The sequence below is a fragment of the Dyadobacter sediminis genome (assembly GCF_005860765.1).
In the GTDB taxonomy this organism is placed as follows: Bacteria; Bacteroidota; Bacteroidia; order Cytophagales; family Spirosomataceae; genus Dyadobacter; species Dyadobacter sediminis.
On record NZ_VCEI01000021.1, the window covers coordinates 255,504 to 269,481 of the forward strand.

The 13,978-nt window shown below is 45.0% G+C and carries 10 protein-coding genes; 7 read left to right on the top strand and 3 right to left on the bottom strand.

What is annotated here, in order from left to right:
- Positions 1-23: 23 nt before the first annotated feature.
- Both FEM55_RS08400 and FEM55_RS08405 read left to right on the top strand, forming a co-directional pair.
- Positions 24-1,196, top strand: coding sequence for a glutathionylspermidine synthase family protein (locus FEM55_RS08400; RefSeq protein WP_138280891.1), 1,173 nt, complete (start codon positions 24-26; stop codon positions 1,194-1,196).
- A 189-nt stretch (positions 1,197-1,385) separates the two neighbouring features.
- Positions 1,386-1,718 (top strand): hypothetical protein, encoded by a 333-nt coding sequence (locus tag FEM55_RS08405; protein ID WP_138280892.1) that lies wholly within the window; start codon positions 1,386-1,388, stop codon positions 1,716-1,718.
- A gap of 145 nt (positions 1,719-1,863) precedes the next feature.
- Here the strand turns inward: FEM55_RS08405 and FEM55_RS08410 are convergent, their stop codons facing one another.
- Entirely contained in the window at positions 1,864-2,205 is a 342-nt protein-coding gene (locus tag FEM55_RS08410) for a cupin domain-containing protein (protein WP_138280893.1), read from the bottom strand.
- 175 nt (positions 2,206-2,380) lie between these two features.
- Here FEM55_RS08410 and FEM55_RS08415 point away from each other — a divergent pair, with 175 nt between their 5' ends.
- The 5 genes from FEM55_RS08415 (at position 2,381) to FEM55_RS08435 (ending at position 9,875) form a co-directional block, all read left to right on the top strand.
- Entirely contained in the window at positions 2,381-2,935 is a 555-nt protein-coding gene (locus FEM55_RS08415) for a hypothetical protein (RefSeq protein WP_138280894.1), read from the top strand.
- A 333-nt stretch (positions 2,936-3,268) separates the two neighbouring features.
- Positions 3,269-4,414 (top strand): DUF3179 domain-containing (seleno)protein, encoded by a 1,146-nt coding sequence (locus tag FEM55_RS08420; RefSeq protein WP_138280895.1) that lies wholly within the window; start codon positions 3,269-3,271, stop codon positions 4,412-4,414.
- A gap of 26 nt (positions 4,415-4,440) precedes the next feature.
- Positions 4,441-6,657, top strand: coding sequence for a TonB-dependent receptor family protein (locus FEM55_RS08425; protein WP_138280896.1), 2,217 nt, complete (start codon positions 4,441-4,443; stop codon positions 6,655-6,657).
- Between the two features lie 236 nt (positions 6,658-6,893).
- Complete coding sequence (locus FEM55_RS08430; protein WP_138280897.1) at positions 6,894-8,747, top strand: glycoside hydrolase family 2 protein; 1,854 nt, start codon at positions 6,894-6,896, stop codon at positions 8,745-8,747.
- An 87-nt stretch (positions 8,748-8,834) separates the two neighbouring features.
- Positions 8,835-9,875, top strand: coding sequence for an SDR family NAD(P)-dependent oxidoreductase (locus FEM55_RS08435; RefSeq protein ID WP_171036509.1), 1,041 nt, complete (start codon positions 8,835-8,837; stop codon positions 9,873-9,875).
- A 7-nt stretch (positions 9,876-9,882) separates the two neighbouring features.
- Here the strand turns inward: FEM55_RS08435 and FEM55_RS08440 are convergent, their stop codons facing one another.
- Both FEM55_RS08440 and FEM55_RS08445 read right to left on the bottom strand, forming a co-directional pair.
- A complete protein-coding gene (locus tag FEM55_RS08440; protein ID WP_171036510.1) occupies positions 9,883-10,542 on the bottom strand; it encodes a DUF2490 domain-containing protein in 660 nt (219 codons plus the stop codon).
- Between the two features lie 210 nt (positions 10,543-10,752).
- Positions 10,753-13,926 (bottom strand): glycoside hydrolase family 9 protein, encoded by a 3,174-nt coding sequence (locus tag FEM55_RS08445; RefSeq protein WP_229209161.1) that lies wholly within the window; start codon positions 13,924-13,926, stop codon positions 10,753-10,755.
- Positions 13,927-13,978 lie beyond the last annotated feature (52 nt).

Here is a 13,978-nt window from a genome sequence, read left to right on the forward strand (position 1 = left end):
ATAAAAGCAATAACCCCAAAATCATGATAAAATTAAAAACCCTTTCCAATCATCCGGAAAAGGCGCTTCAGAATGTAGGCTGGAACTGGATGCTCGGAACGGACACGTCTCCTTATGTGATCAGTGACATGGTTGTAATTTCAGAGGAGCTGGCCAATCAGTATTATGAAGCCGCCGAGACTTTGTATGACATGCTGATCGAAGCGGGACAATATGCCATTGACAATAATCTTTTCAAAGAGATGGGCATACCCGAAAATCTGGTGGAACTGATCAAAACTTCCTGGATTGATGACCGGCACGTGCATTTGTACGGACGTTTCGATCTGGCAGGAGGAATGGATCATGAGCCCATCAAATTAATTGAGTTTAATGCAGATACCGCTACTTGCATCCCTGAAACGGCCGTGGTGCAATGGGCACATCTGCGTATGAACGGTCTGGACGATTCCATGCAGTTCAATACGGTTTATGAAACGCTGGTCAGTCAGTTTCGGTTTTTGAAGGATATAAACAATGATCTTAATCCGTCCATTCTGTTCTCGACCATGAGAGGTTATGCGGAGGATGATACCAATGTGAATTTGTTATCGGAAGCAGCAAAGGAAGCCGGGTTTGATACGGATTTTGCTTATGTGGATGAAGTGGAATTTTCAAACGGACAAGGCATTTTCAAGTTTGAGTCTGAAGGAGGCAATTTCGTTCGCTTCGATTTCTGGTTCAAACTGGTTCCATGGGAGTACATCGGAAATGATGAACCGGAGCTTGCAGCCATGCTAACGGATATTGTCAAGACACGAAAGGCGCTTATCCTGAATCCTGCGTATACTTTGCTTTTTCAATCCAAATACATTCTGAAAATTCTCTGGGACCTTTATCCGTACCACCCGCTTTTGCTGCAGACAGAAAGATACGCTTTGCCGCATAAACAATCGGTAAGCAAAGTGCTGTTTGGAAGAGAAGGCGCAAACGTGTCCATTCTTGAAAAAGGCGGAGAAGTCCTGGAAAGTGTTGAAGGTGAATATGATAGTCAGAATAAGATTTTTCAGGAATACGTCAGGTTTCCAACGGATGCGGCAGGTTTTTCTTATCAGGCAGGGGTTTTTTATGCCGGGGAAGCCTGCGGATTAGGATTCCGTAGAGGCGGCAGGATTCTGGATAATACGGCTCAGTTTGTAGGTCATGTAGTGGAATGAATTATTTACTGACCAATAAAATAGCAAAAACGACCGTATGCTAAGTAGGGCAACCGTTTACTAATCATTTTAAGAAAAAACGGTTTAGTGTGACAAAGTTTGCAGAGTCATTTAATCGTTTGCGGCAGATAAAAGCAGGCAGCGTTCAACAGATTTTGCAAAATGAGTCAGTTCTTAAACAAAACCGTTATGATACACGAAAAGATTTTCCAGTTAAAAAGTGGCAGGGAAGTAAAAGTCATTGTGAAAGGATATTTCCTGAATGACAGTCCGGAATTAAGTACCGATTATGAAATACTGATCCGGGAACCCAGAGAAAAGTATTTCCGCGCACCAATCGGGATCAATCACCCGCAGTACTGGAAAATGAAAAGGTCCGGAACGCAGCAGGCCAAATCCATTCTGCTGGAATACAGCGGAATTTCCCAGAAGCATATCAATCAGGCTGTGGCTGAATTCAACCGGATTGTCAGCTTTCCGCCGGCACAGATTGGGATGCAATTCGAAAAGGAACTGGTCTAGAACTTAAAGCTGCCACATGATTCTATCTTTAAAAAATGTTGCAATCCTTCGGGGTCACAAATAAACCGGATAAAAGACACAGCAAAACGTGTTAGTTATCCGGTTTACTTTATAACGCCTTTCTGAAACAAGAACAGGACAAATATTATACTGTCTGCTTTTCCAGCTCAATAAAATCTTCACGTGCCGGCGTAAAGCAATCAATAACCTTGCACTGCGTATGTGCTACTGCGGAATGCACCGCATGGGACGGAATGTAAGCCGTCATCCCTTTCGTAAGGTTCATCTTTTCACCTTCAATATCGAACTCCAGTTCCCCTTCCAGTACATGGCACCATTGTTCATGAAAATGGCTGTGTGCAGGCAGGATCGTGCCCGCATCAATGGTCAGGTGGCCGAAAGTCTGCTTTTCCGAATGTGAAAGCGTACCGTAAATGCCGTCCCAGATCTTTATAACCTTGTTTGTATTGAAATTGATAAAAGGCATATATCAAACTTTATTGCGTAGCTGATTAGTAAACTGAATGGAAATCCGGTGAAAAGGTACAACTCGTTTTAAATTTCATAACAATCGGGTGTAAAATAAAATAGTTGATAGGACTGGGTTTTCATCAAGCTTTTTATAATTTTGCATTATCTCATAAAATTTTATTATTTTAACATTGCGCAGGATTATTTCCATATTGCTATTGGGGCTGCTGCTTTATAACATGGTGGGCTATTCTATAGTCTACTTGTCTGAAGAGCGTCATGTCATCAGCAATGCGGGAAAATATCTGATTCAGCAGTCCGTTGCTTCCGAAAATATCATCATCAAAGTTCCGGTTTCCGTTCCTTATCAGAACAACTGGGATGCGCCCGAACCGGCAGAAGGCCAGATTGAACATGAAGGCCGTTTTTATCAGATGAAAAGTCAGCAGCTTATCAATGACACGCTGTATGTGCAATGCGAGTTTGATCAGAATGCAAGAGACCGTTTTACAGACCTTGTTTCAAAAATCAACGATCAGGTTACGGGTACGGCTGCCGATTCCCGGAGTGATCAGCATGCGCATGTCTTGAAAAACTTTCTGAAAGAATACATGATTTCCGGTCACAAGCACATCTTTTACGTGCTGGAATGGGCCGAATCCAATGATTACAGCTATACTTATTCTCATTCCTTTCTTCCTGAAAGGCATTCCGTTATTCCATCTCCGCCTCCGGATCAGGCTTAGTCAATTCTCTTTACTGTAATTCCTGATGCAATTTCTTTGCAGATGCCATGTGCATACATGCATCGGGAATTTATCTTTTATCCGGCGTATTATTTCCGTTCGTGCAAGGCGCTGTTTTGTAACAAACAGGATGTTACTGTAACCTTTATTCCGGTTTCAGCATATTCGAACGGGAAGCCGTCAATTCAGCATATAGTATCATAGGTTAATAATCTGGCAAACGGATCTGCCGGATGGCGGGTCCGTTTCTTTTACAGTTCTTCCGGTTTTAAAGACTCTTTTTTTTCTCCGGAAATCTCAATATACCTTTAATGCTCAGTTATTTATAATCATATGAAAGCAGTTTTTTACTTGGGAATTACAGGCATTATCCTGTACGAAATTGCAAAAGTCTACTTCATTATGCCCATGCCGGGAAGCCAGCAAATGAACAGCATTGATCTTGCTTACTTTCTGCACAGCTGGCGCTGGACTTTTAGGGGCTTGTTCTGGATAATGATTGTAGCAGGTGCCTTTTCGGTATTTTCAGGAAAAACAAAATGGGCTCCATTGGTTTCAATACTTCTTGCAACTGCGGTTACATATGCTGCGAATTATCAAATGGCTGCCGATACCATGTTTTATCAGCCCAATGAAGTCATTCTCTACAACGCCTCTCTGAACAAAGTCGGTAATGACCGGCTTGTTATTGGAACAGAAGCAAACGGCGACCCGAAAGCTTACCCGATTCAGTACATTGGTTATCATCATCAGGTTCAGGATGTAATCGGAGGAAAACCCGTGATTGTAACTTATTGTACCGTTTGCCGTACAGGAAGGGTTTTTGAACCGGTTGTCAATGGCAAAAAAGAAACGTTCCGGCTCGTAGGAATGGATCATTTTAATGCCATGTTTGAAGATGCGACTACCGGAAGCTGGTGGCGGCAGGCAAACGGCGAAGCCATAGCCGGACCGCTGAAAGGACATTTTCTTCCTGAACTGGCCAGTACGCAAACCACGCTCGCACAATGGGTAAAAATGCATCCCGACAGCAAAATAATGCAGCCCGATCCCGTTTATCAGGCCAAATATGATTCCATGAGCCGGTATGAAAGCGGAAAAGGCAAATCGGAACTCACACGGACGGATACAGTTTCCTGGAAAGAAAAATCGTGGGTTGTGGGCATAAAAGCAGGAGAAAAATCCAAGGCATTTGACTGGAACCGGCTCAAAAAAGAAAGAATTGTCAATGATCAGGTGGGTGCGGTGGCAGTAGCGCTTGTGATCGCTGCCGATAACCGGAGCTTTTTTGCATTTGACCGTGAGCGTACTGACAATGCTTTACAAATCAGGAATGATACGCTTTTTACAGACCATGCATCGTACAACCTTCTGGGAAAACGCATTTCGGGCTCCGGCAAAGACTTGAAACGGATTAATGCCTATCAGGAATTCTGGCATAGCTGGCGAACGTTCCACCCCGGTACAAAACAATACTGATTTCAGATAGTCATTAATATCCTGTAATGAGAACACATTTACTGCATTTTATCATTTTACTGTTTCCATTCATTCAACATACAAGTTTTGCACAAACGCGCGAAAATAACGGAAAAGATTACAACAAGACGCTGGAACTTAATGAAGTAACCGTTGAAGAACGAAAAAATACAATCCATACCGAACGGCTTCCGGATATTCATAATACCTATTTAACTGCGGGTAAGAAAAATGAAGTCATCAATCTCGAAGGTGTCAACGGAAACATAACCGAAAAAACGGGCAGACAGATTTTTGCCAAAATCCCCGGCGTTTTTGTATACGATATGGACGGAAGCGGAAACCAGATCAATATCTCGACACGCGGACTGGACCCGCACCGGTCATGGGAATACAACATTCGCCAAAACGGCATCATCACAAATTCCGACATGTACGGTTATCCGGCCAGCCATTACAGCCCGGCTATGGAATCCATTGAGCGCATCGAGCTGGTCAGAGGCACATCTTCGCTGCAGTATGGCGCCCAGTTTGGAGGCATGATCAATTACGTTACCAAAACGCCGGATACAACAAAGGCTTTTTCATTTGAAACCATCAATTCAGCCGGTTCTTTCGGGCTTTTCAGTTCTTACAATGCCATTGGCGGTAAAATCGGAAAATTAACTTACTCGGCTTATTACCAGAAAAGACATGCTGACGGGTACCGGAAGAATTCAAAATCTGACGCACAATCCCAGTTGGTCAGCCTGAATTATGCATTCAGCAAATCATTGAGGTTGCATGCAGAACTCGGCCGCTCTTCTTATATTTATCAGATTCCCGGCCCTTTAACGGATGCTATGTTTGCGGCAGACCCGCGTCAGTCCACGCGTTCACGGAATTACTTCAATCCGGATATTTACATTCCGTCTGTTGTGCTGGACTGGAAAATAAGTCCTGCCACGATCCTAAAATTTACGAATTCCGGCGTATACGGCGCACGGAACAGCGTAATGTTCGACGCTTTTGCCAATATTCCGGATACGGTCAACACGGCAACAGGTTCTTACAAAGCACGGCAGGTCGATATTGACAACTTCGAAAGCTTTACGTCCGAGTTGCGGGTTATGCATACTTATGAGCTGGCAGGATTCCGGAATATACTTTCTGCGGGTGTTCAGTACATGCATAATAACCTGCACAGAAGACAATTGGGTAAAGGAACAACGGGCAGCGATTTTGACCTGACGCTCACAGACCCGGTTTTTGGACGTAATCTTTTCATGAAAACACGCAACGTTGCTTTTTTTCTGGAAAACCTGATTTATCTGACGCCCAGGTTTAGTTTATCGCCCGGCCTCCGGATTGAAAACGGCGGTACAGCCATGACGGGAACGATCAGTTATTACGATCAGGACAATTTCCCTGATAAAATAAAACACAAATTTCCATTGTTCGGGATCAGTTCGCAGTATCGTATCAATGCCGAAAACCGGATTTATGCCGGCTTTTCACAGGCTTACAGACCGGTCGTTTTCAAGGACATTATTCCCGGTTCTGTGTTGGAACGCGTGGACAAAAACCTGAAAGATGCCTATGGATATAATCTGGAAGCAGGAATCAGTGGAAACGTCCGGAACAGACTGAAATATGATATCGGACTTTTTCAGGTATTGATCAACAACAGGATGGGAACCGTTTCGATGCGTGAAAACGGCAATGCTTATCTTTTAAGGACCACAACGGGCAATACCCGCAACCGGGGTGTGGAAGCATATGTAGAGTTCGTGCCCGTTCACATCACAACGAATTCCGTTCCGACCGAACTTTCCTTCTTTACCTCCACTTCTTTTTTCAATGCCACTTACATAAAAGGCAGCGCCGTTGCAAATAATGAAAACACCAGTATAACCGGCAACAAAGTAGAGGGCGTTCCCGCCTGGATATCCCGGAACGGCATGCAGCTTTTGTACAAAAAACTTTCACTCACCTGTCAGTACAGCTACGTCAGTTCAAGTTTTGCCAATCCGCTTAATACGGTTGCGCCGTCCGCAAACGGAACCATCGGGAAAGTTCCCGCCTATGGTTTGCTGGATGTAAATGCCACTCTTCATCTCGGCAAAAGTTACACATTGCGGATGGGCATCAATAATCTCACCGGCAGGCAGTATTTTACCAAAAGACCAACGATGTATCCGGGAGCAGGCATATGGAGCTCGGATGGAAGAAGCTTCGGGATTTCTTTCGGGATAAAGATTTAATGCATTGCGGCAAACATCAAAAATGCGTTGAGTAATTACCTCAATATCATGTCAGGCATTATTTTAATGACAGGTACTTGATGTAACACGGAAGGAAAACCTGAAGTCATGCAGCAATTCACTTCTGTATTGCAGCTGAATCCTTTTCCGGAAATAATTGCTTTACAGCCAAAAAGCAAGGCGATTACAGGTGAAGCAATGAAGTAAATATTATTGTCTGATTTAATGCTATACTGATGAGTAAGACTCCTGTTCATCCCAATTACGGATTTTCACAAAGTAAAGAAGAAGAGTTTGCTGAAGAGAACTTTGTAAGCCCGTTGCCGCGGGCAGTACTTCGCCCCAATGAATTTGTTCTACTGGACGGAGAATGGAAGTTCGCAATTGATCCCGAGGACAAAGGCATTCAGGAAAACTGGTATATCAGTCATAACTACGAAAAAACCGCGCATTGGCCGGGAAGTGTGGAAACACACCTGGCAAGCCTTCAGCAGAACAGCCCTTCCTGGCAGGACAAGATTGTGGTTTGGTATGAAAGAGAATTTGAAAAACCCAGACATGCCGAAATCGACGGTCAGAATGAAGCCTTGCTTCAGCTTACATTCGGTGCATGCGGGTACGAAACACAGGTTTGGCTGAACGGGTTTTTGCTGTCGACAATTGAAGGAGAAGACAAGCATATCGGCGAATACACATCTTTTTCCTACGAACTGGAAGAAAGGATTCTGAGGCCGGTAAACCGTCTCACCGTACGCATAGCTAATTCCATGGATGCGGATATTACGCGCGGCAAGCAGGAATCACATGTTTACAAACGTGGTGGAATCTGGTATCAGACATTCACCGGCGCCGTTCGGAGCATTTGGCTGGAAACAGTGGAAAGAAACCGGTTGCGCTCACGTGTAGGTGTCGTCAGTATTGTGGAAGATAATCTTGTCCGTTTTAATTTGACCACCCGTATTCATGATCCCGGCGCGTACAAAATACGCCTGAAAGTTTTTAATGTTGATAAAAATCCGGAAAATGTAAAACTGGTTGCCGAAGACGAATATCCGATCATGCTGGAAGCAGGGCAGAAATCGCAGCGGCTGGTTCTGGAAATCAAGGACGCCCAACTCTGGTCGCCAGAAAATCCGTATTTATACCGGCTCGTTGCCCAGCTTATTGACGAAAATGATTATACCTCGGAAATAGAAACCAAATTCGGACTAAGAAAATTTGAAGCCAGAGGAAACCGCATTTTCCTGAACCATAAACAGGTTTATCTGGACGGTATTTTGTACCAGCCGGGAAATGCATCTTACAGGCAAATACAGCAGCATTTATACGCCATGAAAGAACTGGGCTGTAACCTGGTGCGTATACACATCGCCGGTGTGGACCCGCGCATTTACAAGCTGGCGGACAAGATCGGTATTTTGCTTTGGGTGGAAGTTCCGAGTCCGCACCGTTCCAGTTCCAAAAGCCGCGCCAATCATAAAGACGAACTGTTCAGAATGCTCGCGCTGATCGGCACACATCCTTCAGTTGTGATATGGAGCTTGTACAATGAAGACTGGGGCGCACAGGATATCGCTACCAATCCGCAAACCAGACAATACATTATGGACATGTATCATTACATGCAAATTGCGTATCCGCAGTTTCTGGTTGTTGACAATGATGGCTGGCAGCATATTTCATTTGAGGGGAAATTGAAATCCGATTTACTGACAGCACACCTTTACACGCCCGATGCGGAGCACTGGCGCCGATTGCTGGATGACCTTACGGCCGGAAAAATGGAAAGTGTCGCTGCTTTCCCGCTTGTAGTCGGAGATCCGTTCTTTTACAGAAAACAGGTTCCGCTGATCGTAAGCGAATGGGGCGGGTTCGGATTTGCAGATTACGGCGGCCCCAAGGATGATGGAGCACGTACACAACAGATCAGGCTTTTCAAGGAGGAACTGAGAAAGAGGCCGATAGCCGGAGACGTTTATACGCAGGCAACGAACATTGAGGAAGAACAAAACGGAATTATTGATTTTGAAACAGGCGAACTCAAGGTTCCTGCCGGACTGCTGGCCTCGGGTACAAGTGAGGAAAAATAAAGATACCTTATTATAAACAGGAGCCGGCAGTGTCCGCAAGCGGGCACAAAAATTTAAATGCCGGTTTTTCAACGAAAAAGACTTATTATGAAAGAAAATAAAAGCAATAGTTCAGGTTCGGGAACACTGGCCTTGTATGCCGCTGCCGGCATCGGTTTGTATGCTGCCGCCAAAAGGATTTACAGGGAAATGAACCGGTTTGATTTCGCTGATAAAGTTGTTGTGATTACCGGCGGCGCACGTGGCCTGGGCCTGATCATGGCGCGGGAACTGGCTTCCAAAGGGGCATTGCTGGTAATTTGTTCCAGAAATTCCGAACAGCTTGAAAGTGCCGAAAATGAATTGACCGAAAGGGGCGCGAATGTGCTGGCAGTAACGGCAGACATCAGCGATCCCAATGACGCCCTTAAAGTAGTACAAACGGCAGTTTCTCACTTTGGCAAAATAGATGTGCTCATCAACAATGCGGGCATCATGCTCGTAGGGCCACAGAATGTCATGGATATTCAGGATTATAAAAAAACAATGGATACCAATTTCTGGGCTTCGCTTTATATGATCAAGGCTGCTTTGCCGTATTTTGCCGAGCAGGGAAAAGGCAGGATCGTGAATATCTGCTCAATAGGAGGGAAAATATCGGTACCGCATTTGCTGCCTTACAGTGTAAGCAAGTTTGCGATGGTGGCCCTGTCGGAAGGATTGCATGCTGAGCTGAAAAAAGATAATATCCACGTCACTACGGTTATACCCAATCTGATGAATACCGGAAGCCCGAGAAATATTCTCGTCAAAGGCAAGCATGAATCGGAATTTGCATGGTTTAAGTACGCCGGTTCTTCGCCTTTGCTTGCTCAGGATCCGGAAGTATCTGCCAGGAAAATTATTCAGGCCACAGAATACGGCCTGAATGAAGTAACGCTGACGTTTACGGCCAAACTTGCAGTAGCGGTACAAGGCATCAAACCCGGGTTGATGTCCGGTATTTTTACGTTGGCCAATAAATTTCTGCCGGATTCTGGAACGGAAGGACATCGTACCCAAAAAGGTTTTGAAAGCGAATCGGATAAAACATCCGGTCCTGTTCCGAGCCAAAGCGACATTGCCGCAATCCTGAACAATCAGATCTAGATTTTTTTCAGAACGACGACTTGATCGAAAGCTGGAATATATTGTTTCGTACATTTTTATCCTCCTGGATAATGTACCGCAGCATGTATCCGGCTTCCAGATCAAGTTTTTTGTTAAAACGGTATCCGGTTCCCGCATAGGGCCGGTTCTGATCAAAAAAACGCCTGCCGGACTGTTCGTTTCCCTGAACGTTCAGAAAGAGTTCGTTCTGAAGACAAACATATATTCCCTTCGTAAAGTCAGGATTTGCAGCAACCGGGATTAATGCCTGTATGTAATACCGGATCCGCTGCGCAAATATCTTCTCTTGCTGCATATGCATGAACCGCTGCTCAAAACGGAACCGGTTTGTTACGGGTATGTTTTTAAATTTGTTCCTGATTTCAAATTGTTCAAAAATCCTGTTTTCCGGTTCATATTCAAGTTTGTCGTCTTCTTTTTCCCAGGTTCCGAAATAGGTATAACCCAAAGTAACCGTCTGATTTTCTCTGATTTTGTACCCGATTCCCGGCCGGATCAAAAGTGTATTGGCATAATCAAACCGGTCAGCAGAACGGAGCTGCATATCATAACTGAATTGCCACTTTTCAGCAAGTTTTTGCTCATGCGACCAGAAAACCCAGCCGTTATGTTCAATGCTCTGAGCTTTGGAATAATGGAAGAACAAAAGAAAGCAACAGATTAGATAAGGTCGAACAAAACGGAATTTCATGAAAAGTACCTGAGAAAGTCATTCCTGTTTACTGATTATATCCGTGCCAGAAAATTCGGGATTCTGTTATGGTTCCGGAAAGTGCGGGTTTGTGAAAATTTCGGCCGGCAGTTCAGGTCCTTGCCGGCCGAAACAGGAGTTAAGCAGTTTTATGCAAGATGTGGTTTAATAAATTACTATTTTTTGAGTATGTATCGGGTAATCTGATTTGTTTCTGATGTGCAGCATATAAATGCCCGAAGGAATGCCGGAGGCATCGAGCAGTGTTGCCGCATTCTGTTTCAGTTCCTGATGTGTTAGGATTCGGCCTTCTTTACTGATCAGTTCGGCGGATAACTGTTCAATTTTACCATCCTGCCGGGTTTCTGTTTTTATTTCAAAAGTAGAATGCTTCAGTTCACTTACAACAACCTTTGTTCCATTGCACGGATCAGCAGCATGAACAATTCTGGTCACTTCATATTTCCCGTCATGATCCACTTCTTTCAGCCTGTAATAATTAGTCAGTTCCGGCTGCGTATCTGTAAATGAATAGGAGTGGTTCAGTTTTGTAGTGCCTGCGGCATTTACCCGGCCTATTTCGCTGAATGTTTTTGCGTCACGGCTTCGCTGTACAGAGAAATAATCCGCATTGATTTCTTCGCTTGTTGCCCAGTACAGTTCTACATTGCATTTGCCTGATTTTGCTCCGAAGTTTTTGAAACGAACAGGAAGCGGTCCGTTTGAAACGGAACTGAAAAAGGCAAAGGACGCGATGGTTACGGCCATTTCCTGAACCGTAAACTCAGCCATTTCTACGGCTTCCCGCACGTCTGTATACCGGCGGAGAACGGGATAAGGATCATCTTTTTTATAGCCGTAAGGGTAACGGTTTGCTGAATCCTGAATGGCAAAACTGGAAGGCCGGTTCATGGTCAGCGTAGCGGCCGGGCCGAAAACAGGCACGCCGGGAACCGGTTCGGGAAACTTGCCGGGCAAAGATGACCAGTGCAGCGGTAATCTTGGCGCATTTTTTCCAATGCCAGTAATAAAACTTCTGGACAGCGGATTATTTCCCAAAGGAATGTCAAGCTGTATTTTGGCCAGATCAAGCAACTCAGGCTTTTTGAGCAAATGGCTGAACATGATGTAATCGAATGCATAACTCTGCGCCATCGCAAAACTTCCAAAGCCGACATAACCTTTGTAATGATGATAGGCACCGTGATAAGCATGCTTTTTCATGGTCCGGTTAAAATAATTCACGAGTATTTCGGAGTTCAGCTTGTTTTTGAATTCATCCACATGCACAGCTTCCACAGGGAATGCAGTAGTGGAATAAGCCCAGATCGCCTTGACGGTATGCTGCTGCCAGCTCATGGTTGCATGAAACTCGTGCGGTATCAGCTTGTACCATTTCAGAAAATCCGCATGATATATTTCATCCCCTGTTGATTTATATAGCTCCGCTGCTGCCCATGCGCGGTTGTCACGGTCTTCTTCATCCGGGTACGGACCGGCAGAAATTCCCTTGACATCCACAGGTTTTGAAGCCGCAGGATGTGCCTGAAGAAAGGTCCAGGCTTTTTTGGCCTGATCCAGGCATGCATCGGCGTAAGTCACATCATACGTTTTGAAATTCCGGTAAGCCATGGCCATGGCAGCAGCAAACATGGCTGTGGATTGCGTTGTTTTTTCAGAAACATAAAACGGGTTGGTTTCTTCACCGGGCAAGCCGCTTGACCAGAGTGCAGGCGTTACCCTGAAATAAACGCCGCCATCGGGTGCCTGCATGTGTTTGAGCCAGTCCGTTTCATACCGTAGTTCGTCCAGCAGGTCAGGAATGTTGTTATCACTTTCAGGAATATTGGAGAAGCCGTCAGGAAACTTTTTTGGATATAACTCGAAAGCAGTAAACAGGATGAACATGGCGCTGGCGGCAGTGGGAACGTAACGGCCATAATCGCCGGCATCAAGCCAGCCTTTCGGCATGGGTATCTTGGTTCCCGGTGCATAGTCCGTACCATTGTTCAGATCCGAAAGGGTATGTGACGAATGAATTTCAGCCGTTTTATTCGGCAATCCGTCACGTGCCCAGTTTCCGGCGCTTGATCCTTCCAGCTTTTCTGTTCTTTGAAAATATAGTGCGCGTGCAGTGTGAAAGTAGGGCTCATCGTAAACATTGTCTGAAATGGTGAAATTTTCGGAACGGCCGTAGCCGGGAACAAAAAGATGATACTTGCCAGCTGTTGCAAATGTGGAGAAATCCAGCTCAAATACCCGTTCGCCGCTGAAAGATGAATCGGTTTTCAGGAATTTGCTGTTGCCGCTGAAAACAACCTGCTGTTCGTCATTGACAAGCTGAAAAGGAGGAGGGTTCAATGTATCGATCGGCATAAACCAGGCATCGCCCAGAAAGTTTCCGAGCTTTCCCAGCTTCGGGCTGTCTGGCAGATAGCCGACGTGATTGGCTTTTACATTTCCATAAATATCCTTGTCGCTGAAAATGAAAGTGGAATCCAGCACTGTGCTGTTGCCCGACAGATCCTTCAATTTATTCGCATGAATGGTATAGGAAACATTATTTTTCAACGGTTTGTCAAAAAGCAGAAAAAGCTCGAATGTGGTAACCGTACTTCCGGAACCGGGCATAAGGCCGGAGACATAAGCATGCCGCCCGATTTTTACCGGATGAACAAGGTTCTTGTAATTTGCATCAGCCTGACTTTCAATACTGTAATTTTTAACGTTATAGCAGTCGGTTGTATCAAATCTATCGCTGACACGAAGTTTGGCAATGTTACCCGCGACGGGCTTGAAATAAACTTTCGGCGATTTTCCGTCGGCAACTTTTATGTTGTCAATAAAAAACTGAAGCTGGCTGACCGCAGAAGTACCAAATTCCAGAAATTCGATTGAGCTGAGATTATAGCTCTGCGTTTTCAGAAGTTCCAGCGGAATCCGGACTTCCTTGTAACTGGTCGTAATCAACCCTCCGCCTTGTATGTAAGGTTCCAGATTTACCCAGTTGCTTTTGGCAAAATAAGTTGTAAACCGTACCGAAGTCATCTGATTTGCCTTGTTGGATTTGATGAAAAACCGAAGCTCGTCGAAAGATGAAATATCCGAGCGCCACAAGCCGGTACAATTAAAGCTGATCCGCGGCGAATGCGCATTATCGGGTTCCGCCCTGAAACAAGAATTGCCCGCATAAGCATCCGGCCCGGAAAGGATGGAGCCATAGGCTTTCGTGCAAGTTGCCGAATTGGGAGTTTCACCGTCCCACAGCATTTTGTCCTGCGCAATTACCGGCAATGAAAGGCACAGGGAAGTCAGCATCAAACAGAAGAATTTTTTCATAAAATGCCATTGTTAGTGTGTGTTTTTAGCTAGAGACAATTTTACGGGTGCC

Coding starts and splice junctions, on each gene's coding strand:
- FEM55_RS08400 (WP_138280891.1), top strand. CDS start 24: ATGATAAAATTAAAAACCCTTTCCAATCATCCGGAAAAGGCGCTTCAG.
- FEM55_RS08405 (WP_138280892.1), top strand. CDS start 1,386: ATGATACACGAAAAGATTTTCCAGTTAAAAAGTGGCAGGGAAGTAAAA.
- FEM55_RS08410 (WP_138280893.1), bottom strand. CDS start 2,205: ATGCCTTTTATCAATTTCAATACAAACAAGGTTATAAAGATCTGGGAC.
- FEM55_RS08420 (WP_138280895.1), top strand. CDS start 3,269: ATGAAAGCAGTTTTTTACTTGGGAATTACAGGCATTATCCTGTACGAA.
- FEM55_RS08425 (WP_138280896.1), top strand. CDS start 4,441: ATGAGAACACATTTACTGCATTTTATCATTTTACTGTTTCCATTCATT.
- FEM55_RS08430 (WP_138280897.1), top strand. CDS start 6,894: ATGAGTAAGACTCCTGTTCATCCCAATTACGGATTTTCACAAAGTAAA.
- FEM55_RS08435 (WP_171036509.1), top strand. CDS start 8,835: ATGAAAGAAAATAAAAGCAATAGTTCAGGTTCGGGAACACTGGCCTTG.
- FEM55_RS08445 (WP_229209161.1), bottom strand. CDS start 13,926: ATGAAAAAATTCTTCTGTTTGATGCTGACTTCCCTGTGCCTTTCATTG.